We start from the raw sequence: 21472 nt of genomic DNA on the forward strand, positions 1-21472 counted from the left end.
ATCATATAAATTAAAATTAAAGAATGGAGCATTGTTATTCCTTAAAAAATCCATAAAACAGGAAATGATATTTCTTTCGATGATCTCATATCTTCAAAAAGGGCTGTTCCAAACTCAAAATTTGCATAAAAAGTAACCGATTCTGAGGATACGGAAATTTTAAAAGAAGAAATTTATATTAAATCCTGTATTTTTCATAATGGAAATAGCTCGCTGGCTGCAGGAAATAAATTCTTTTGAATAAAATCCAACTTCTGTTGTTGAAAACACAAAAGCTTCTGATATAATTTTTTGAGGCCTTTAAAAACGAGTTAAAAATCTTAGTTTTGATACTGAATTTTAAACTTCTGAAGACACATTTTCAGCATGAAAACCAAGACCAATTATGTAATAGATTTTGACAGTACATTTACAAAGGTGGAAGCCCTGGATGTATTGGGAGAAATCAGCCTGGAAAATGATAAAAATAAAGATCATCTTCTGGATGAGCTAAAATCACTGACAGATCGCGGTATGGAAGGAGGCCTTGCCTTCAGGGATTCCCTTAAGCAGCGCCTGGATTTGCTGAAGGCTGAAAAAAATCATCTCGATCCTCTAATTGAAAATCTTAAAGGAAAGGTTTCTTCTTCTTTTGTGCGAAATGAGGAGTTCTTTAAAGAAAACAGGGACCATATTTACATTATCAGCAATGGTTTTAAAGAGTTTATTGTGCCTATTGTTTCTGAATATGGCATAAAACCTGAAAATGTGTTCGCCAATACTTTTATTTTTGACGATGAAGGAAAAGTGATTGGATTCGATACCGATAATGTGCTTTCTTCCAATAATGGCAAAGTTGAACAGCTTAAAGCGCTGGAACTAAAAGGCGATGTTTTTGTAATTGGGGATGGTTATACTGATTATGAAATTAAAGCGGCCGGGCTGGCGAATAAATTTTATGCCTTTACCGAAAATGTGGAAAGGGACAGTGTCCTTAAGAAAGCCGATCATATTACCCCAAGTTTAGACGAATTTTTATACCTCCATAAAATGAACAAAGCAATTTCTTATCCAAAAAACAGGATTAAAGTATTACTTCTTGAAAATGTGCATGAAGATGCCGTGGCCATCATGAAAAATGAAGGCTATAATGTTTCTACCTATGGAGGCGGGATGGATGAAGATGAATTGGCAGAAAGGATAAAAGATGTATCTGTGCTCGGTATACGCTCAAAAACGCAACTCACAAAAAAGGTGCTGGATAATGCGCAGCGGCTTATTGCGGTGGGAGCATTTTGTATAGGCACAAACCAGATAGACCTGGACGAATGCCTTAAAAAAGGAGTGGCTGTTTTTAACGCTCCCTACAGCAACACCCGCTCTGTTGTGGAACTGGCCATTGGGGAAATTATTCTGCTTATGCGAAACCTACCGGACAGGATTGCCGAAATGCACCAGGGGAATTGGAATAAATCGGCTAAAGGAAGTTACGAGGTCCGGGGGAAAAAACTGGGAATTGTAGGTTACGGCAATATTGGCGCACAACTATCAGTAGTGGCTGAAGCTATTGGGTTTGATGTGTATTATTATGATTTAGTTGAAAAACTGGCCCTTGGAAATGCCACAAAATGCAGCAGTCTTCAGGAGCTTTTAAGTACTGTGGATATTGTTACGCTGCACGTGGACGGAAGAAAGGAAAATAAAAATCTTATTGGTGAGGAGCAGTTTCAGCAAATGAAAGAAGGGTCTTATTTTCTCAATCTGAGCAGGGGGCAGGTGGTAGATGTGGAAGCGCTTAGCAGGCATATTTCTTCCGGAAAAATAAAAGGAGCGGGAGTAGACGTTTTTCCGAAGGAGCCAAAAACAAATGACGATACTTTTGAATCTGAACTCTGTGGTCTGCCAAACGTGATTTTAACTCCGCATATTGGAGGAAGTACCCAGGAGGCCCAGGAAAATATCGGGAATTTTGTGCCAGGTAAGATCATAGAATATATCAATACCGGCGGAACCACTAATTCTGTAAATTTCCCGAACCTGCAACTGCCTACTCTGGAGAATGCCCACAGGCTGATTCATATTCACCATAACAAACCTGGAATTATTGCGCATATCAACAGGATTCTGGCAGACAATGACATTAATATTGTTGGGCAACACCTAAAGACCAATGAAACTATTGGATATGTAATAACAGATATCGATAAGGCATATGATGCCGAGGTAATTCAGGAATTAAAACAGATACAGGGAACAATTAAATTCCGGGTGCTTTATTAACAGGCGGTATTTTCCTGTTACAGCGTCAAATTTCTGTTAAAGATTTTGAATTAAGCGCTTCTTTTGTAGTCTTTTACAGAGATCAAACAAAAGAACTATGGCTAAAATCAATCCGCAAAATTCATATCCGCCTTTTGAAGAAAAGCTGAATGTGATTTCTCACGGTTTTGGCTTTGGCCTTAGCATTCTTGGGCTTATTCTGTTAATCCTTCGCGCCAATGATTATGGCGAAATGGTGCACCTGGTAAGTATTCTAATTTTTGGGACAAGCATGATCCTGCTCTATGCCGCTTCTACTTTTTATCATAGCGCAAGGGGCAAAAAACTCCGGTACCGGCTAAACATCCTGGATCACTCTTCAATTTATGTACTTATAGCGGGTACTTATACACCTTTTGCATTGGTAACACTAAATGGTACCCTAATTGGCTGGATAATTTTTGGTGTAATATGGAGTATGGCAATTTTGGGCATAATCCTGAAGCTTTTCTATACCGGCAAATACCAAACCCTTTCTACCATTATGTATGTGGTGATGGGCTGGGTTATCGTATTTGCAGTAAAACCGCTGGTGGAAAATTTAAGTTTTAACGGACTCCTATGGCTTTTTGCCGGAGGTATTTCTTATACTATAGGAGCGGTGCTGTTCAGTCTGGACAGGATAAAATTTAACCATGCGATTTTCCATCTTTTCGTACTGTTCGGGACCTTTTCACATTTCCTTTCCATCTATTACTATGTTCTCCCTTCTGAATGATCTTTAACCTATTTTAGTTTGAATTTACTGGTGGTTTTTCATTCCGGGAGCTTCTGTTCTCCTCGCGTTGTTTAGTGTAAACAGTAAAATGTATATGGTAGATGTAGCCTAGAGGCTAATCCACCTCCAACACCCCGGTTTATTGATTATTATCCTTAACCCACAACCCACAATCCCCAACTCCGAACTGTAAACTGCAAACTCTAAAAGCCTTTGGGTATTGTCCGTTCAAATTAAATCTAACCTCTCACTTCTAAACTACTGTATCCCTGTCCGTTTCTTTTTAGCTGGATTTGAGTGGCAATCCTTTCCTTAAGCGAATCTACGTGGCTTATAATACCTATGGTTTTTGAAGATTCTGCCTGCAGTTTTTCAAGGGTATCCAGGGTTTGGTCCAGGGTTTCAGGATCCAGGGTCCCAAAGCCTTCATCAATAAACAGGCTGTTAATTTCCACGTTTTTGGAAGCAAGGTCAGATAGTGCCAGGGCCATGCTAAGGCTCAGGATAAAAGTCTCCCCGCCAGAAAGTGTTTTTACTGATCGTCTCTGGCCGCCCATATGTTCGTCTATGGCCACCAAACCATCATCTTCATCTTCGGCAGGCTTATCTATGCTATACCGGTCACTAAGATCTTTAAGCCGTACGTTCGCCAGCCGTAGCAGTTGTGTAAGGCTAAGGTCCTGCGCGAAATCATTAAAGTTTTTCCCCCGGGAGTCACCTATAAGCTCATTCAGCAATCGCCACCTCCTGGTTTCTTTCTCCTTTTCGGCAATTTGGTTTTTCAGTTGGGTAAGTCGCTCCAGGTTTTCCTCATGATTTTTAAGCAGCCGGTGAATTTCCTTACATTCATCGCTTATATTTTTGAATTTTTCCTTTTTTTCCTCCAGTTCCGTGTGCAGCATATTTTTTTCTTTTTCCACATCCATTTTCTTTGCCGTTTCCAGCTGGGAATGCAACAGTTTTAAGGTGGCTGCCGAATGGTCTATTTGCTTTTGGATGTTGGCCTTTTCAGTGCGCAAGGCATTACATTCTGCATCGGGCATCAAAGCAGCAAATGCTTCAGCAGTATTTGGGAAGCCTTTTTCGGTTATTTTAGATGCCAAGTCGTTTTGTAATCTCTCCTTTAAAGCCCTTTTTTCTTCAGAAGCCTTAGCTATTTCCTTTGCCCGCTCCCGGTAATTTTTCTGCTCTGCACGTAAATTTATCCAGGTAGTTTGCAGTTGCCGGCAATCCCTCTGGATATTATCGCCCGAATACAGTTGCGATAATTGCTCTTTAAGCTGCTTGCCTTCTTCCAGTATTTCCTGGAGATTTTTTAAAAGCGGAAGACCGGCCGCGACAGATTCTGACTGCTTCTGCGTTTGCAGGTAATCTTCCAGAAATTCCAATTGCTGCTCAATAGAATTACAGGATTTTTCCCAACCGGCATAATTTTCTGCTTTTGGAAGTGCAGCGTATTTTTCAGCAAATTTTGCCTGTTGTTCGTCTGCAGCTTTTTCCAGCTGCCGGGAATTTTCCTCCAGTTCCTTCAGCCGGTCTGTAATATTCTTAAAATTAAGATTATAAGCATGCAATTTTTGATTCCATTCCTGTAGCAGCGCCTCAGTTTCTTTTATCTGCCTGTCCTGTGCAGGATCTTTTTCCGGCAGACCTTCCGCGAAAGGATGCTGCGTAGCGCCACATAAAGGACACGCTTCTCCTTCCTTTAAATTATGACGGTGCTCTTCCAGGCTGGCCCGTAACAGCTGGTTTTCTTTCTGTAAGTTCAGGTTTTCAAGTCGGCTTTTATAAAGTTTTACCTGTTGCTCCGCATCTTTTAGTTCCCCGGGAAGTGTTTCTAGTTGAGGCTCTAATTTCCCTTTTTCGAGCTTCAGCTTTTCTTTTTCTTCGGAAGTTTTTTCAATGCTGAAAAAATCACGGGTAGCTTCCCTGGCAAGTTTCAATTTTTGCTGAAGTTGTTCCTTTAGTTTTTGTGGGTTTTCCAGGTCCAAACCTGAAAGAGACTCCTTTAAATCCTCCGCCTTCCTGAAAATTTTATGCTGAAGCTCCCTTAATTCTGTTTCATTTTCCTGAAGGTTTCGCTCATTCAGCTGAAAGGGCAAATCCTTTGTTTCCGAAAGAAATTCGGACCTCCTGATCTTGTATTCGTTTTGCCTGTTCTGCTTTTTTGTCTCTGTTTCTACGACCTTATTTTGGAATAACTGAAGTTTTTGTTCCAGGTCTTTCGCAGCAACCTCTTCTTTTATAAAAGTAGAAACTCTACTTTGAAGCTTTTCTATTTCAGCGGAATTTTCCGCAGCTCTTTTTTTGTTATTGCTGAATTCATTCTCCAGCTTTTCCATTTCAATTTTCAACAGATTCCACGACCTTAATTCATCTGAAAAATCCTGGACTTTTTCATGCTGTTTTAAAGGGAAACCATGTTCTTTTTCAAAAGTTTTAAGCTGTTCGTCCGCTTGGGATTTTTGCTTTTCCAGCCGCCGGATTTCCTGCTGTTGTTTTTCAATATGTTCCTTAAGTTCTATTGCTTTTTGTAATGTGCCAATTTCCTTTTCAAAATTTTCACAGGCCAAATTTTTTTGCTCAAACTGCTTATTATGTTCTTTCAGCTTTTCTTCTTCCAGCAGGTTTTGCTCAATAATCTTTATCTCATTCTGTTGGGATTCGATGTCGCGGTTTGCCTCCCGGTTTTTTTCGAATGCTCTTATTCCCAGCTGCCGGTATATGCCCGTACCGGTAATTTTTTCCAGCAGTTCGCCTCTCTCGTCTTTTTTCGCCCTTAAAAACTGGGCAAATTCGCCCTGCGCCAGTAAAACCGCTTTGATGAACTGGTCGTAATTCAGCCCAATGAGCTCTTCATTTTTAGCAGGAACATCAGATTTTTTTAAGTCCTGTACTGTATTGGCTGTAACATCGGCAATTTCCATTTCGTAATCCCGCAAATTGTTATTGCGGTTGGTGGAAATACTCCATTGGGAAGCAAAAATTCCGCTTTTACTTTGGTAGGTCACCCGGGCAAACGCTTCTTTCTGGTTACGGGTAAGAATCGCGCCTTTAGAAATAATTTCTCCTTTGGAAATTTTCCCCAATCTTGGCACCTGGTTAAATAAGGCAAGGGAGATCACATCTAAAATGGTACTTTTCCCGCTACCCGTTGGGCCGGTGATGGCAAAAAGGGAACTGGCGGTAAAAGGGGCCGCCGTAAAATCTATATGGTGCGTTCCCTTTAAGGAATTGATATTCTGGAATTCTATTTTTAAAATCTTCATGCTTTAGCGTCTTCACTTTGCTGAACTTCCTGTAGAAGTTCGTTAAAAGCAGCAAGGAGTTCATTTTGCGTTTCAGCATCATATTGCTGCTTTTCTATAAGTTGTGAAAAAATATCTTTTGGGGTTAAATCTTCTAGCTGCTGTGAATTTTTGTACAATTCGGTAGCACCCCTTGTTTGCTGAAGAAAGGTGGCGCGATGTTTTACAATCTCATACCCTTCTTTCTTGAAGTTTGAGATAAGTTCATCCAGCTCAAATATTTTCTGCGCATTATAAGTTTCTTCTTTCAGCTCCACTTCAATTAAAGAATCCAGCTCATAATGATCATCCAAAGAGGCGAGTTTTGTTTTTAGTTCCTTTAGGCTTCCGCTAATCTTAAGGAGCTTTCTAAAAACAGGTACCGGGATACTTTCCGGATTCCATCCTTTTTCAGTATCTATTAATAAAAGCCGTTTTTCATCTTTTCTTTCACTAAAGGAAAGCGGGATTGGCGACCCGCTGTAGTATGCCGGTACTAACGCAGAAATTTTTTGGGGCTTGTGGATGTGGCCCAGGGCGATATAATTAAAGTAATCGCCAAATTGCAAAGCATTAAAAGCAGCCTGGTTTCCTATTTGTATATCTCTTTCACTCTCTGAAGTTTCTGAGCCGGCAGCAAACAAATGTCCCATGGCAAGGGCGGGAACTTCAGGGTAATTCCTTTTGCAAATTTGCCCAACCTGCTCAAAAGTGTACTGGATACCTTGGCGGATTGCCTCCAGCCGGTCCTCGTAAGTATAGCCTTCCGAAGCATTCCGCAGATCCGAATCCCTTAAATACGGAATGGCGGCTATAATAATTTCGGTTTTTCCGTGCCTGGCAATGGGAATAACACAGTCTTCCAGTTTTTCAGGAAGGCCGCCAATCACATGCATGCTGAGCTCCCTTAAAATTTCCCTGGGCGCATCAAGCATCGCCGGGGAATCATGGTTTCCCCCGGTAAGGATGATTTCGCAATCCAGTTTTCGCAACTGCATTAAAGTTCTGTAATACTGTTTTCTTGCCAGGGAAGAAGGGTTCGCAAGATCAAAAACGTCTCCTGAAACTATTAAAAGGTCTATTGAATTTCTACTGATGCAATCACAAAGCCATTTTATAAAGAGATCAAAGTCTTTATAAAGATCATGTTTGTGTAATTTTTTACCAATGTGCCAGTCGGCCGTATGAAGGATTTTCATGTGTTCTTTCTGCAATTATTGGAGGAAAATTCTGAGACGGAAAGATATTATTTAAAAATCAGTCTTTAAAAAATGGAGAGAAAAGAATTCTCCTGCCTCAGATTTTTAGGCGGTATACAAAGTAAGAAGAACAGGTACAGGAATTTAATATAAACGCAACAAAGCTTTATGCTCTATTTAACTGAAATGGCAGTAAGTCCTCGCTAACTTTATCAAATAACCGATAAAATCGAATCGTAATGAAAAATTTGGAAGATTTATTTGAACATCAGCTAAAAGACCTTTACAGTGCAGAGTCGCAGCTGATTGAAGCACTGCCAAAAATGGCTAAAAACGCTAGCGACAGCGAATTGAAAAAAGCCTTTGAAAGCCATCTAGAGGAAACCAAAGGACATAAAAAACGCCTTGAGGAAGTTTGTAAAGAACTGGGAATTAAACCTACCGGCGAAGAATGTAAGGCAATGAAAGGGCTTATTAAAGAAGCCGAATCTTTCCTTAAAGAAGATGTCGATGATGATGTACGGGATGCCGGATTAATTGCAGACGCCCAAAGAGTTGAGCATTATGAGATTTCAGGTTATGGTACAGTAGTGCGATATGCCAAGGAACTAGGTCATGATGGACTCGCCAAAAAGTTACATGAAACCCTTGAAGAAGAATACGGGGCAGATGATAAGCTGAACAAATTGGCTGAAAGCAGGTTGAATCGCGAAGCTAAATAGACCGAGGAAAGTAGTAACCGGGGAAAATGTGTAAGGGCAGAAAAAGCGCTCAACTTAATTTCCCGGAATTTGCTGCCGGCCTGTTAATTACTTTATGATTTGTTGAATGAGGGAAATATGGAAGTGGAGAAAATTGATAAGATTATCAATTGTTTTTTCTCTTTTCTGATGCACAACTATGCAAGGATTTCAAAAGTTTATTTTGCAGTTGCGGCAATGAAAATGCCGGTACCGGAATAAACCATTTCCTGCGTTTTAAGTAAGGTATTTGCCTTTGCATGAGGAACGGAGGTAGGAAAAACATTAATTTTAAAATCTTTTGAATCAATTTGCAACAAGCAATTTTAACATTTTTTAAGAAAAATATCTTGTTTTTAACAAGCCTGGCAGACACTCGGTTTTTTTCTTAATTTTTTGAGAAAGATGAAATTCCTTGCTAATTAAAGGAATTGAGGAAGAACAAGTATTGTCACCTGATATCCTGCTCAATTTATGTGGGTTAAAAAAGTTAAAATACTACATATTGGCTATTTATGGGGTTAAATTTCAATAGGAATTTTTCAATAAATTCTACGAAAAATTATAACCACCGAAATAATTTTAATGCCATGGGATGTCGGGAAAAAACGATCAGGATCCTGGATAAATTAAAAGCCAGAAACCTGGAACATCAAAAAGATTATCATCATGTAGCGCGTCACACCAGAAAGCTTATGATTAAGTCTTTCTTTTTGAAGCTAGCAACTCAAAAGAAAGAATTCGCAGCAAAATTGGAGCGAGAAATGGAAGCTCTTAAAAAAGAACTGCTGCCTGCTGAAAGGTTTCAATTGGAAAGAAGCGTGAGTGGAGATTGTCCTGCATTGGTCCATGTTTCAAGGTATGAAAGACAGGGCCTGATTAAAGAATGTTACAGGAGGGAAAAACAAAGCCTCCAGTTTTACAATTGCGCACTTTCACAGGTAAATCGTGGAAGTACGCGTGAAATGTTACTTGCTCATAAGCACAAAATTTATATGTGCCTTAGGGAGATAAAATGTATGGGTATCAGGATTTACGAGATTGAAGATGAATCTGAAGAAGTTTCATTTGAAATTGAAGAAAATGTAGAAACCTGAAAGTCCATTTAATTGTTTGTCAAAGGCCTGTACTAATATCTAAGACAGGCCTTTATTTTTTGTTTAATATAAAATTAAATTCATGGTAGAAGGATCTTTATGGAATTCGTATTCAGATGAAAATATTGCTTATCCCCGCTTAGAGGGAGACATCGCAGTTGATATAGCAATAGTCGGTGGTGGAATTACCGGTATTAGCACGGCACAATTACTTTCTGAAAGAGGGTATAAAGTTGCTGTCCTCGAGGCAAAACGCGTGGGTAAAGGGACAACTTCCCACAGTACCGGTAATCTTTATGTGATTATTGATCAATTGCTCTCTTCACTTAAATCAAAATATAATGAAGAGATTGTAAAAAAGGTGATTCTTTCCCGGTGGGATGCGTTAAAAAAAATTGAGCAGAATATTGACCATTTTCAGATAGACTGCGATTTCAAAAAGCAGCCTTTGTTTTTATTTGAAGATGCCAATACCGTAAAGATGCTGGAAGAAAAAAAAGTAGCGAACAAAATTGATCTTGCCTTTTTTGAACTTTCGAAAACATTTCCTTTGGATTATGATGATGGTTTGCAATTTGAAGACCAGGCGCAGTTTAATCCTCTGCTTTATATCCAGGGGCTGGCAAAAGCAATTGAAAGTGAAAATTGCAAAATATATGAGCACACCATTGTAAGGGCGATTGAGGAAGAGGAAGAAAGGGTGCTTGTACATACTCCTGATGCCATTGTTTCAGCCCAATATGCCATTCACGCCACACATACTCCTAAAGGAATGGAAATGCAGTACCACACAACCTTAGGGCCGTACCGGGAATATGGTATTGCTGCAAAACTAAATTCAGTTAATTATCCCGAAGGGATTTTTTGGGGATATTACAGCGATAAAAAATACTCTGTCCGCTCTTATTCCAGGGGAGGGGAAAATTACCTGATTGCCGTTGGAAGTCCGCATAAAGTGGGACAGGCAAAAGATAATAAAGAGCATGTGGAAGACCTTAAAAATTTTGTGCAGAAGCGATTTGATATTGCCAAATTTACCCACGTGTGGGGCGGGCAAAACTATAAACCAGCCGACCTGTTACCCTACATTGGCAGGAAAAAAACCAATTCAAGGGAATTTGTGGCAACCGGATTTTCTACAGACGGGCTGGTGTACGGGAGCCTGGCGGCAATGATATTGACAGATGAGATTGAAGGAAAATTTAATCCTTATGAAGATATCTACAGAGCTGCGCGCAGTAACCCTGGGAAATCTGCTGAAAAATTTATTAAAGAAAATGCGAATGTCGCGGGGGAATTTTTGAAGGACCTTAGCTTTAAAGGTGATGATCAGGACCTTGTTGGAATCCCGCCAGGAGAGGCAGCCATTGTTACCCGAAATGGGGAGAAGATCGCTGTTTACAAAAAAGAAGATGGTTCCTTAAGTATTCTCTCTGCTCTTTGCACGCACATGGCCTGCATGGTGCATTGGAATAATTTGGAGAATAGCTGGGACTGTCCCTGCCATGGAAGCAGGTTTGACACCCGTGGGGAAGTAATAGAAGGCCCTGCATTTAACCCTTTGAAGAAAATTGAAATCGATAAATAAAAGAGTTATGGACGAGAAGATGAAGCAAAGCGATGATAGTATGTTCATACCAATGACTTCTTTTAGAAGTGGAAAAGGAGATGAAATACGCGATGATGTTTATTACTACACCAATCAGATTGTAAACATTGTGATGATTGGGAAACCCGGAACCGCGGATTGGGTGCTGATAGATGCCGGCCTCCCCAAATCTGGTAAAGAAATAGTAAAAGTAGCTGAAAAAAGGTTTGGAAAGGAGACAAAACCCAAAGCAATTATTCTTACTCACGGCCATTTTGATCATGTTAGTAACCTGGTTTATCTTATAGATCACTGGAATGTTCCGGTTTACGCACATCCCCTGGAATTTGGATATCTTACAGGAGAAAAAAAATATCCGGAACCAGATTCTTCCGTGGAAGGAGGTCTGCTGGCAAAAATTTCTTCGGTTTATCCTCATGAACCTATTGATATAACAGCGGCTCTAAGAGAGTTGCCGGCAGATGGAGAGGTACCGGAACTACCGGAGTGGAAATGGATTCATGTTCCCGGGCATGCTCCCGGGCAGATAGCCCTCTTCAGAGAAAAAGACAGGACACTTATTGCTGCAGATGCTTTTGTAACGGTAAAACAGGATTCATTCTACAAGGTGCTGGTCCAAAAACGGGAAATAAATGGTCCGCCTGTATATCTTACCACCAGTTGGGAACAGGCAGCAGAATCTGTAGCTAAGCTGCAGGCGCTGGATCCGGAAGTAGCAGTCACCGGCCATGGAGAAGCCATTGGAGGAAAAGAACTGAAAGAAGGTTTGGCAAATCTAAACCAGAATTTTCAGGAACTTGCAGTTCCCTCCCATGGGAAATTTGTAAAGGATGAGAGGAAAGAGTAAGTTTTACATCTTTTTTTGCTTATAAGTGACTATTTCTTTTGAGCTTTTTTAACAATTTTTTAAGAGGAAATTAGAAGCTTCAGGTGCAGCAGCTACCGCCAGCAAAGGCTTCATGAACTTTTTTAGGATCTATAACATCTAATGATATTAAGAAATGTTTAGAAATGCTTTAGGAGTATTTATTATACATCTAACCTAAATTTGGAAGTCAAAGAAGGTCAGTAGCTTCCGAAAGACAAGGGATTTTAGCTTTTTTGGCTGTTTTTCTTTTTCTTTCGGATATATAAATTTTGAGGTTTTTGGAATTCCACAGATGGATTTACCAACGGTCCCAGGCTTACAGTTTTAGAAGATCTCTCAATAGCTTTTAAGTTTAGTTAAAGAAATTAATGCAGGCAGGTAATTTATCCGGAAACATATTAATAACTGGAGGGGCAAACGGCATCGGTTATGCTGTTGCCAAGAGATTTTCTAAAGAAAATTACAAGGTTGCTATTGCAGATATCGAAAAACCACAGTATGAAGATGAAAATATCTTCTTCAGTAAAGCAGATATTAGTAATCCTAAAGATATAGACAGCCTTTATGATGATGTTATCAATGCCATAGGGCACCCGGAAATACTGGTCCTTAATGCCGGAAGGGGAATTCAGGAGAAACTCTTTGAAGGTGATCCTGAAAAATGGCAAAAGGTAATAGACACCAATTTAATGGGTGCTCTCAGGTGCATTAGGGCGTTCGTTCCGCAAATGATGGAACGTCAGAACGGTCATGTTATAGTTGTCTCCTCGGTTTCTGCTAATCAGCCGCATCCTTCAGGCGGAATTTACGCGGCTTCAAAAACTGCTCTTGAAGTCATTGCCGAAACGCTTCGGCTGGAAACACTTCCGCATATAAAAGTAACCGTAGTTAGTCCGGGTATAACGGACACGAAATTCTTTGAACATCAGATTTCAGGCTATACGAGCGTGGCTAATCTTGAAATGGGTAGTATCGCGCCCGAAGATATAGCTGAGGATATTTTTTACGCCGTTAATCAGAAAGGAAGAAGTATCAATAAAATAATAACCAGGCCATTAAAACAAAGTTTTTAATCAACCAAAAACCAATAGATGAGTAAAAAGATATTAATAACCGGAGGAGCAGGATTTATTGGCTCTCACCTCGCAGACGAACTACTTAATGAGGGTTACGAAGTGCGTGTGCTGGATAATCTCTCTGAACAGGTGCATGGGAAAGACCGTAAAAAACCTTCTTATTTGAACCCGCAAGTAGAGCTTTTAATAGGAGATGTTAGGGATAAGGAAGCAGTAGAAAAAGCTTTGGAAGGAGTGTACGCCGTTTTTCATCTTGCCGCCATGGTGGGAGTGGGGCAAAGCATGTACCAAATAAGGGATTACACTGAAGTGAATAATGTTGGAACTGCCACTCTTTTAGAAGCCCTTATTAATCATCCTGTAGAAAAACTGGTGGTGGCCTCCAGTATGAGTATTTACGGGGAAGGTCTTTATGAAGATGAAGGCGGAAACCTTGAAATGGAATGTGAGCGCCGGCTGGAAGATCTTAAAAATGACCGTTGGGAAATGTACAAAAACGGAAAAGAATTGCAGCCCGTCCCAACTCCTGAAGGCAAAAAGCCAAATCTTGCCTCGGTATATGCTCTTTCAAAATATGATCAGGAAAGGCTGAGCCTCATTACCGGGAAAGCTTATAATATTCCTACTACCGCTTTAAGGTTTTTTAATGTTTACGGAACGCGCCAGGCATTATCCAATCCATATACCGGAGTACTGGCCATTTTTGCATCCCGTTTGCTGAATAACAATCCGCCTATGATATTTGAAGACGGAAAGCAGAAAAGGGACTTTATCCACGTAAAAGATGTGGCCAGGGCCTGCAGGCTTGCCATGGAAACACCTGAAGCAGCCGGGGAAGTTTTTAATATAGGAAGTGGAAATCAATACACTATCACTCATATTGCTGATAAACTTGCCTCTGTGATGGGTAAACATATTTCTCCTGAAATTACCGGAAAATACAGAATTGGGGATATTCGCCATTGTTTTGCCGATACCGCGAAAACAAAAGAAATTTTAGGTTTTGAACCTGAGGTTCAGTTTGAAGAAGGATTGTTTGAACTTGCTGAATGGTTAAAGGACCAGATCGCTACCGATAATGTGAGCAAGGCAAGCAGCGAACTTTCTTCAAGAGGATTAACCGTATAAACCAACCTGTTATGCAAAAGAAAACTGATACTCACACTCCTGTTTTAGGAATTCTCGAATGGTTTCGGCCGGGAGAATACCAGGAAGTGGAGAATACCATAGAAGATCTTAAAAAACTCAATATTACCCATTTAAGAACAGGAGTTTCCTGGGCTGACTGGTATGTTGAAGGTACTGAAGAATGGTACGACTGGCTTTTTGCCTCTCTTGGAAAACATGTGGAAATCCTGCCATGTTTCCTTTACACTCCACCATCTATAGGAGAAGCTCCAAAAACTTCTTCCCCGCCCAAGTACTTAAAATCCTATGCTGATTTTATCGATCTTATGATCAATAAATACGGGGAATATTTTGAGTGGGTAGAGCTTTGGAATGAGCCTAATAATAAGGTGGAATACGATTATACCATGGATTTTTCCTGGCATAAATTCACCAAAATGATAGATATGGCCGCCTACTGGGCCAAGGAAAAAGGTAAAAAAACTTTATTGGGAGGGATGAGCCCGATAGACCCTAACTGGCTGCAAATGATGGCCGAAAGGGGAACGCTGGAAAATATAGATGCTGTGGGAATACATGGTTTTCCCCATGTTTTTGATCAGCAGTGGAGTGGTTGGGAAGAGAACATCCGGCAGGTGAAAAAAGTTTTAAGCCGCTTTGACCTTGAGAAGGAACTATGGATTTCTGAAGTTGGTTTCTCTACATGGCAGGATGATGAAGTGAAGCAGTATGAAGAATTTAAAAATGTATTAAACACCGCTGCAGACCGTGTTTACTGGTATAGCCTTAATGACCTTCATCCAAAAAATCCTACCGTAGGAGGTTTCCATCTAGATGAAAGAGAATATTACTTCGGTTTAAAGAAAACAGATGGAACAAAAAAATTGCTTTACAAATTATTGGAAAAGCATGGCCTCGAGAATATTCATAATCACCCTTACATCAGTAAAAAATACAGGATAGAGAGTGATGAGAAATATAGCCTTATAACCGGTGGTGCAGGTTTTATAGGAACAAACCTGGCAAAAAGGCTGTTAAGTGAAGGCAAAAAAGTGATGATTTTTGACAGCCTTTTCAGAGATGGCGTGGAAGAGAACCTGCAATGGCTTCAGAAGAAATATGGTGATAAACTGATTGTGCAGATCGCGGATATTAAAGAAAAATGGGTGCTGGAGCAAAGCGTAAAGTATGCTAATGAAGTTTATCATTTCTCCTCACAGGTTGCAGTTACAACTTCTCTTACCAACCCTGTGCTGGATTTTCAGGTAAATATGGAAGGTACTTTTAACCTTCTGGAAGCCATCAGAAAATCTTCACACCAACCGCCGCTTCTTTTTACCTCCACAAACAAGGTTTATGGGGACTTGAACGATCTGGAAATGAAGCCAAATGAAACCCGCTATTACCCTGCAGATAAGGAAATAGAAAAAAATGGGGTAAGTGAAAGCAGGTCCCTGGATTTTCACAGCCCATATGGCTGTTCCAAAGGAGGGGCAGATCAATACATTCTCGACTATTCCCGTTCCTATGGGCTAAAAACAACGGTTTTCAGAATGAGTTGTATTTATGGCCCTCACCAGTTTGGTACAGAAGATCAGGGTTGGGTGGCACATTTTCTTATAAGTGCGCTGGAAGATAAGCCTATCGTGATCTATGGTAATGGAAAACAGGTAAGGGATATCCTATTTGTTGAAGACCTGGTGGATGCTTTTGTACTGGCAAGGAAAAATATCGATAAGATTTCAGGAGAAGTCTTCAATATAGGAGGAGGCCCTTCAAATACGGTAAGCCTCATTGAAATTCTTCAGATTATAAAAGAGAAGACGGGCAAAGAAATGGAAATTTCTTTTGAAGACTGGAGGACAGGAGACCAACATTATTATGTTTCCAATACTTCAAAATTTGAGAAGGCAACCGGCTGGTCGCGTAAACATTCCGTAGACCAGGGAGTACAGAAATTGCTCAACTGGCTTTGCGAAACCCGAAATATTAAACTTGAAGATAAATCCCAATCATCTGCAAAAGCAGTAGCATTATGAGAATAAGTAGAACAGTACAGGAAATGCCTGTACTTCCAAAGGAATCTGAAGAATATAAAGCAGCAGTTGTAGAGGAACCTGGAAAAATTTCTGTAAAAGCAGCTGAGATTCCACAACCTGGAGAGGACGAGGTAAGGATCAAACTGCAGGGCAGCGGAGTTTGCGCTTCCAATATTCCGGTTTGGGAAGGACGGGATTGGTTTAATTATCCAGTAGAAGAGGGCAATCCCGGCCATGAGGGCTGGGGAATAATAGATGCCGTGGGAGAGGAAGTAAAAGGTTTTACAGTAGGAGAGCGGGTAACGGGTTTAACTTATAACGCCTATGCTACCCATGATGTTGCAAAACCGGAAAATCTGGTGAAATTACCAGATTTTTTAGACGATAAACCCTTCCCCGGTGAACCTCTGGGCTGTGCGATGAATATCTTTTCCCGAAGTGATATTAAGAAAGGACAAACTGTAGCTATCGTGGGCTGTGGCTTTTTGGGCCTAATGCTTGTTCAGCTGGCAAAATCTAAGGGGGCAAAGATAATTGCCATTTCCAGGCGCCAGTTTTCCCTGGATGCGGCAAAGTCTGCCGGGGCAGATGAATGCATAGCAATGGATGATCATTTTAAGATCATAGAAAAGGTAAAGGAATTGACCCACGGTAACTTTTGTGAACGCGTAATAGAAGCCACGGGAAAAGAGTGGCCTCTAAACCTTTCTATAGAATTAACGGGGGAAAGAGGAAAACTTATTGTAGCTGGTTTTCATCAGGATGGGATGCGCAATGTAAACGTGCAGATGCTTAACTGGCGCGGGATTGATATGATAAGTGCCCACGAGCGGGATTCCCAAAAATATATAGATGGAATTAAGGATGCAATTGTCGCTATTCAAAAAAACGAGATGGATCCTTTTCCATTTTTTACGCACTCTTTTGAACTTTCTGAAATGGAGGAAGCATACCGGCATCTTACCCAACGGCCGGACGGCTTTATAAAAGCCATTATTGTAAATCACGGCTAGAACCACATAATTAACCAACCAAAAATTAATGATAACCACCAAACCAACAATAGAAAATAAAAAGCCACTTGCACTGGGATTTATAGGTGTGGGCTGGATTGGCCGCAACAGGATGGAAGTCCTGCTGAAAAACGCCAATACCAGCGCACTGATGATTTCTGAACCTTCTGAAGAAAATTCTGTGGAAGCATTAAAAGTAGCAGAATCAGCAATGCGCACATCTTCTCCTTCAGAAGTTTATGAGAATAAGGAGCTTGACGGGATTGTAATTGCCACCCCAAGCGCAATGCATGCAGAACAGGCCATAGAAGCTCTTAAATCTGGAAAGTCAGTTTTCTGCCAAAAACCACTTGGGCGCACGGCTTCAGAAGTTAAAGAAGTAGTAGAAGCAGCCAAAGAAGCAGATAAATTACTTGCCGTAGATCTTTCTTACCGTTACACCAAGGCATTTAAGGCAATATATAATCTTATTCAAAGCGGCGAAATTGGAGAAATTTACGCTGCAGATCTGGTATTTCACAATGCATACGGCCCAGATAAAGAATGGTTCTACGATATTAAAAAATCAGGTGGCGGCTGCGTGATGGACCTGGGAATTCACCTTATAGACCTTGCGCTATGGACGCTGGATTTTCCGGAAATTAAAGATGTGAAAAGCCACCTTTATCACAAAGGCAAGAAACTTACTTTTTTTGATGAACATGTGGAGGATTTTGCTAGCGTTTCTATTACTTCAGAAAAAGACACACATATAAACCTTGAATGTTCCTGGAATGTTAGTGCAGGCCAGGACGCGGTAATCGAAGCCCGTTTTTACGGAACAGAAGGCGGGGCTGCATTTAAAAATGTAAATGGCTCGTTCTACGATTTTACTGCGGAAAAGTACAAGGGTACTTATGCTGAAACACTTGTTTCTCCTCCGGATGACTGGAGTGGCCGTGCCGGAGTGGTTTGGGCAGAAGCCCTTGCCGAAGGCCAAAAATTTGACCAGGAATCTGCCGAAGAATTTATAAAAACAACCAAAATAATAGACCGTATATATGGGAGATAGCAGGATGAAAGTATTGATGACCACCGATACCGTTGGTGGCGTATGGACCTATTCGGTGGAATTGTGCCGGGCGCTTATTGAGCATGGAGTAGAGGTGCATTTGGCGGCAATGGGAGCGTGGCCATCCAAAGCCCAGCAGGAAGAAGCTTCCCGGTTGCCTAATGTAATTTTATATAAAAGTGATTATAAACTGGAATGGATGCAGGATCCGTGGGAAGATGTTGAAAAGGCACATAAATGGATCACTTCCATTTACCAGACCATCCACCCCGATCTGGTTCATTTTAATAATTATGCGCATATCGAGAATTTCTGGTCCTGCCCCGTAGTGACCGTTTTTCATTCCTGCGTACAAACCTGGTGGCAGGCGGTAAAAGGCACAGAAGCGCCAGCATCATGGAGCCGTTATACGGGAATTGTGAAAGATTCGCTGAATGCTTCAGACGTGGTGGTAAGCCCTACCGAATCCCTGTTGAAGAATGCCATTCGCATCCATGATATTTCTTCCCATACGGAAGTTATCCATAACGGCAGGGATATCAATTTTTCCGAAGATAGGGAAAAGGAAAATATTATATTATGTATGGGAAGGATTTGGGATGAGGCCAAAAACCTGAAGGCTCTTTCTGGAATAGCCAAAAATTTGCCCTGGCCGGTGTATATCGCGGGCAGTAATGTTAATCCCGGGACAGGTGAAAAAGTAGAAATTGAAAATGTTCATTTCCTTGGCGAATTATCTTCAGAAGAAGCGAAAAATCTAATGGAACGGGCGGCTATTTTTGCCAGCCCTACAAAATATGAACCTTTTGGCCTGGCGATCCTGGAGGCTGCCAAAGCGGGATGTGCCCTTGCCTTAAGTAATATAGATACGCTAATCGAACTTTGGGGTACAACCGCGGCATTTTTTAATCCTGAAAACCCGGAGGAAACTGAAAAGAAAATTCTGGAGCTTATAGAGGATGAAGAACACCGAAACCGTATGGTCCAGAAATCCAGGGAAAAATCTAAGGATTACAATCTGGAAAAAATGGGAGCGGAATATGCCTCCTTGTACAAACGCCTGATAGTAAGCAGAAAAACAGACTTAAACCGACTAAGCCCAAGCCTATGAAATTTGTAATGTTCTACCATTCTTTATATTCCGACTGGAACCATGGCAATGCCCATTTTTTAAGAGGTATAGTAAAGGAATTGCTCAAAAGGGGGCACGAAGTGGATGTTTATGAACCGGAAGGAGGTTGGAGCCTGAATAACCTAATTAAAGATCACGGGGCGGAAAAGCTGGATGAATTCCGTAAATATTATCCCACTCTAAATCCGCAGTTTTACAATCCTGCAAAACCTCTCAATTACGAGAATATTCTGGGCAATGCAGATGTGGTGATAGTACACGAGTGGAATGAACCTGAAATGGTTGCCGAAATCGGGAAGAAAAAAGAGCGCTATGGCTATAAATTGCTTTTCCACGATACTCATCACCGCGCTGTTTCTGAGGAAGCGAGTATGGCAAAATACGATTTCCAAAATTATGATGGCGCCCTTGTTTTTGGAGAGGTGATCAGGAAGATTTATAAAGATAAAGGATGGGTGAATAAGGCCTGGACATGGCACGAGGCTGCTGATGCTGAACTTTTCAAGCCTGATCGCGATGCAGAGAAGGAAGGAGATTTAGTCTGGATAGGCAACTGGGGAGACAACGAACGTACAGAAGAGCTGATGGAATTCCTGGTGGAGCCTGTTAAAGAACTTGGGCTAAAAGCAAAGGTTTACGGCGTACGCTATCCCGATGAAGCCAAAAAAGCCCTTAAAGATGCCGGTATAGAATACGGCGGCTGGCTCCCCAATTACAAAGTGCCGGAGGTTTTTGCAAAATATAAAGTAACCGTGCATGTGCCACGCCGGCCCTATGTAGAAATGCTGCCTGGGATCCCCACCATTCGCCCTTTTGAAGCGCTTTCCTGTGGGATACCATTAGTGACTTCTCCCTGGAAAGATGCTGAAGGATTATTTACCGCCGGTGAAGATTATCTTATCGCTAAAGACGGAAATGATATGGGTTACAGGCTTTCAGAAGTGCTTAAAAGTGCACAACTGGCTCAAAGCCTTTCTGAAAACGGACGCGAAACAATTCTGAAGAAACATACCTGCGCCATAAGAGTGGATGAGCTTGAAAAAATTATTAATGAAATAGAGTCTCCAATGGCTAAAAACATGAAGATAAACAAATGATTAAAGAGAAACTGAATATTGCTTTTTTCGGCTCCAGTATCGTTTCTGCCTACTGGAATGGTGCGGCTACTTACTACCGCGGCATCGTGAAGGCTCTACATAAAATGGGGCATGAAGTTACATTTTATGAACCCGATATTTTCGAAAGACAGCAACACAGGGATATTGAAGATCCCGATTGGTGCAATGTAATTGTCTATCAAAAAGATAAAGTAAGCCTGCGCGGCTTATTAAGAAAAGCTCAGGAAGAGGCCGATGTTATTATAAAAGCCAGTGGAGTAGGTGCTTTTGATGACTTTCTTGAGGAAGAAGTTGCTAAAATGAAGAGTGACCATAATCTCGTAATATTTTGGGATGTAGATGCGCCTGCCACTCTGGACCGTATTGAAAATGATGAAAATGATCCTTTCAGGAAGCTTATTCCGCAGTATGATTTTATCCTTACTTACGGCGGGGGGCAACCCGTAATTGACGCTTATGAGAAAAACGGAGCTCAAAAATGTATTCCTATATATAATGCACTGGACACCGATACCCATTTCCCAGTAGATGCCGATAAAAAATTTGATGGTACGCTGGCCTTTCTGGGCAACAGGTTGCCCGACCGGGAGGCCAGGGTTGAAGAATTTTTTCTGAAGCCGGCCGCAGATCTTCCAAAGCACCAGTTTCTTATTGGCGGAAGCGGCTGGGGAGATAAACCCATGCCCGAAAACGTGGAATATGTGGGGCATGTTTACACCAAAGATCATAATGCCTTTAACTGCACGCCAATGGCCGTTTTAAATATCAGCCGGGACAGTATGGCGAAATATGGTTTTTCTCCAGCCACAAGGGTATTTGAGGCAGCCGGTGCCGGTGCCTGTATTATCACCGATTACTGGAAAGGTATCAATACTTTTTTTGAACCAGATGAAGAAATTATGGTGGTAAAAGATGGGGAAGAGATGAAAAAGGTTCTTTCTGAACTTACTCCTGAAAAAGCCAAAAAAATAGGAAAGGCGGCTTATAAAAAAGTACTTGCAAAACATACTTATGAGCATCGAGCAGAATTACTGGAATCTGTAATTTCCAGAAAACTGCATCATCAAACTGAAGAAGTAAAACCTTCATAAAACCTGAA

16 protein-coding genes are annotated in these 21472 nt (G+C 41.0%); 14 read left to right on the forward strand and 2 right to left on the reverse strand.

Annotated elements, in window-relative coordinates; translation table 11 throughout:
* Window positions 1–366: 366 nt before the first annotated feature.
* A complete protein-coding gene (gene serA, locus RM553_RS13790; RefSeq protein WP_311535524.1) occupies window positions 367–2259 on the forward strand; it encodes a phosphoglycerate dehydrogenase in 1893 nt (630 codons plus the stop codon).
* A gap of 97 nt (window positions 2260–2356) precedes the next feature.
* Window positions 2357–3016, forward strand: coding sequence for a PAQR family membrane homeostasis protein TrhA (trhA, locus tag RM553_RS13795; RefSeq protein ID WP_311535525.1), 660 nt, complete (start codon window positions 2357–2359; stop codon window positions 3014–3016).
* Window positions 3017–3255: 239 nt separating this feature from the next.
* Here trhA and RM553_RS13800 read toward each other — a convergent pair whose 3' ends face one another.
* Complete coding sequence (locus tag RM553_RS13800) at window positions 3256–6285, reverse strand: AAA family ATPase (RefSeq protein ID WP_311535526.1); 3030 nt, start codon at window positions 6283–6285, stop codon at window positions 3256–3258.
* A complete protein-coding gene (locus RM553_RS13805) occupies window positions 6282–7502 on the reverse strand; it encodes an exonuclease SbcCD subunit D C-terminal domain-containing protein (protein WP_311535527.1) in 1221 nt (406 codons plus the stop codon). Before RM553_RS13805 ends, RM553_RS13800 begins: the two co-directional genes overlap by 4 nt.
* Window positions 7503–7741: 239 nt before the next feature.
* Here RM553_RS13805 and RM553_RS13810 point away from each other — a divergent pair, with 239 nt between their 5' ends.
* From RM553_RS13810 to RM553_RS13865, 12 genes are all read left to right on the forward strand, one after another.
* A complete protein-coding gene (locus RM553_RS13810; RefSeq protein WP_311535528.1) occupies window positions 7742–8224 on the forward strand; it encodes a YciE/YciF ferroxidase family protein in 483 nt (160 codons plus the stop codon).
* A gap of 533 nt (window positions 8225–8757) precedes the next feature.
* Window positions 8758–9339 carry a hypothetical protein gene (locus RM553_RS13815; protein ID WP_311535529.1) on the forward strand — a complete coding sequence of 194 codons (582 nt, stop codon included), beginning with the start codon at window positions 8758–8760 and terminating at the stop codon, window positions 9337–9339.
* Window positions 9340–9421: 82 nt separating this feature from the next.
* A complete protein-coding gene (locus RM553_RS13820; RefSeq protein WP_311535530.1) occupies window positions 9422–10927 on the forward strand; it encodes an FAD-dependent oxidoreductase in 1506 nt (501 codons plus the stop codon).
* Window positions 10928–10934: 7 nt separating this feature from the next.
* Window positions 10935–11795 carry an MBL fold metallo-hydrolase gene (locus RM553_RS13825; protein WP_311535531.1) on the forward strand — a complete coding sequence of 287 codons (861 nt, stop codon included), beginning with the start codon at window positions 10935–10937 and terminating at the stop codon, window positions 11793–11795.
* Window positions 11796–12184: 389 nt separating this feature from the next.
* Window positions 12185–12889, forward strand: coding sequence for an SDR family oxidoreductase (locus RM553_RS13830; RefSeq protein WP_311535532.1), 705 nt, complete (start codon window positions 12185–12187; stop codon window positions 12887–12889).
* Window positions 12890–12907: 18 nt separating this feature from the next.
* On the forward strand, window positions 12908–14020 hold the full coding sequence (locus RM553_RS13835; RefSeq protein ID WP_311535533.1) for an SDR family NAD(P)-dependent oxidoreductase: 1113 nt from the start codon (window positions 12908–12910) through the stop codon (window positions 14018–14020).
* Window positions 14021–14031: 11 nt separating this feature from the next.
* Window positions 14032–16059, forward strand: a complete 2028-nt coding sequence (locus RM553_RS13840; RefSeq protein ID WP_311535534.1) for a GDP-mannose 4,6-dehydratase — start codon at window positions 14032–14034, stop codon at window positions 16057–16059.
* A complete protein-coding gene (locus RM553_RS13845; RefSeq protein ID WP_311535535.1) occupies window positions 16056–17072 on the forward strand; it encodes an MDR/zinc-dependent alcohol dehydrogenase-like family protein in 1017 nt (338 codons plus the stop codon). Before RM553_RS13840 ends, RM553_RS13845 begins: the two co-directional genes overlap by 4 nt.
* A gap of 28 nt (window positions 17073–17100) precedes the next feature.
* Window positions 17101–18123, forward strand: coding sequence for a Gfo/Idh/MocA family protein (locus RM553_RS13850; RefSeq protein ID WP_311535536.1), 1023 nt, complete (start codon window positions 17101–17103; stop codon window positions 18121–18123).
* On the forward strand, window positions 18113–19234 hold the full coding sequence (locus RM553_RS13855; protein ID WP_311535537.1) for a glycosyltransferase family 4 protein: 1122 nt from the start codon (window positions 18113–18115) through the stop codon (window positions 19232–19234). Before RM553_RS13850 ends, RM553_RS13855 begins: the two co-directional genes overlap by 11 nt.
* The gene (locus RM553_RS13860; RefSeq protein ID WP_311535538.1) at window positions 19231–20352 is read left to right on the forward strand and encodes a CgeB family protein; all 1122 of its coding nucleotides are present in this window, start codon (window positions 19231–19233) and stop codon (window positions 20350–20352) included. The genes RM553_RS13855 and RM553_RS13860 overlap by 4 nt, the downstream gene beginning before the upstream one ends.
* A complete protein-coding gene (locus RM553_RS13865; protein WP_311535539.1) occupies window positions 20349–21464 on the forward strand; it encodes a CgeB family protein in 1116 nt (371 codons plus the stop codon). The genes RM553_RS13860 and RM553_RS13865 overlap by 4 nt, the downstream gene beginning before the upstream one ends.
* Window positions 21465–21472 lie beyond the last annotated feature (8 nt).

Source organism: Autumnicola tepida (genome assembly GCF_031846485.1).
Classification (GTDB): Bacteria; Bacteroidota; Bacteroidia; order Flavobacteriales; family Flavobacteriaceae; genus Autumnicola; species Autumnicola tepida.

Excerpts from the sequence above, each read along its gene's own strand:
- serA (WP_311535524.1), top strand. The coding sequence starts at position 367 with ATGAAAACCAAGACCAATTATGTAATAGATTTTGACAGTACATTTACA.
- trhA (WP_311535525.1), top strand. The coding sequence starts at position 2,357 with ATGGCTAAAATCAATCCGCAAAATTCATATCCGCCTTTTGAAGAAAAG.
- RM553_RS13800 (WP_311535526.1), bottom strand. The coding sequence starts at position 6,285 with ATGAAGATTTTAAAAATAGAATTCCAGAATATCAATTCCTTAAAGGGA.
- RM553_RS13805 (WP_311535527.1), bottom strand. The coding sequence starts at position 7,502 with ATGAAAATCCTTCATACGGCCGACTGGCACATTGGTAAAAAATTACAC.
- RM553_RS13810 (WP_311535528.1), top strand. The coding sequence starts at position 7,742 with ATGAAAAATTTGGAAGATTTATTTGAACATCAGCTAAAAGACCTTTAC.
- RM553_RS13815 (WP_311535529.1), top strand. The coding sequence starts at position 8,758 with ATGGGGTTAAATTTCAATAGGAATTTTTCAATAAATTCTACGAAAAAT.
- RM553_RS13820 (WP_311535530.1), top strand. The coding sequence starts at position 9,422 with ATGGTAGAAGGATCTTTATGGAATTCGTATTCAGATGAAAATATTGCT.
- RM553_RS13825 (WP_311535531.1), top strand. The coding sequence starts at position 10,935 with ATGGACGAGAAGATGAAGCAAAGCGATGATAGTATGTTCATACCAATG.
- RM553_RS13830 (WP_311535532.1), top strand. The coding sequence starts at position 12,185 with ATGCAGGCAGGTAATTTATCCGGAAACATATTAATAACTGGAGGGGCA.
- RM553_RS13835 (WP_311535533.1), top strand. The coding sequence starts at position 12,908 with ATGAGTAAAAAGATATTAATAACCGGAGGAGCAGGATTTATTGGCTCT.
- RM553_RS13840 (WP_311535534.1), top strand. The coding sequence starts at position 14,032 with ATGCAAAAGAAAACTGATACTCACACTCCTGTTTTAGGAATTCTCGAA.
- RM553_RS13845 (WP_311535535.1), top strand. The coding sequence starts at position 16,056 with ATGAGAATAAGTAGAACAGTACAGGAAATGCCTGTACTTCCAAAGGAA.
- RM553_RS13850 (WP_311535536.1), top strand. The coding sequence starts at position 17,101 with ATGATAACCACCAAACCAACAATAGAAAATAAAAAGCCACTTGCACTG.
- RM553_RS13855 (WP_311535537.1), top strand. The coding sequence starts at position 18,113 with ATGGGAGATAGCAGGATGAAAGTATTGATGACCACCGATACCGTTGGT.
- RM553_RS13860 (WP_311535538.1), top strand. The coding sequence starts at position 19,231 with ATGAAATTTGTAATGTTCTACCATTCTTTATATTCCGACTGGAACCAT.
- RM553_RS13865 (WP_311535539.1), top strand. The coding sequence starts at position 20,349 with ATGATTAAAGAGAAACTGAATATTGCTTTTTTCGGCTCCAGTATCGTT.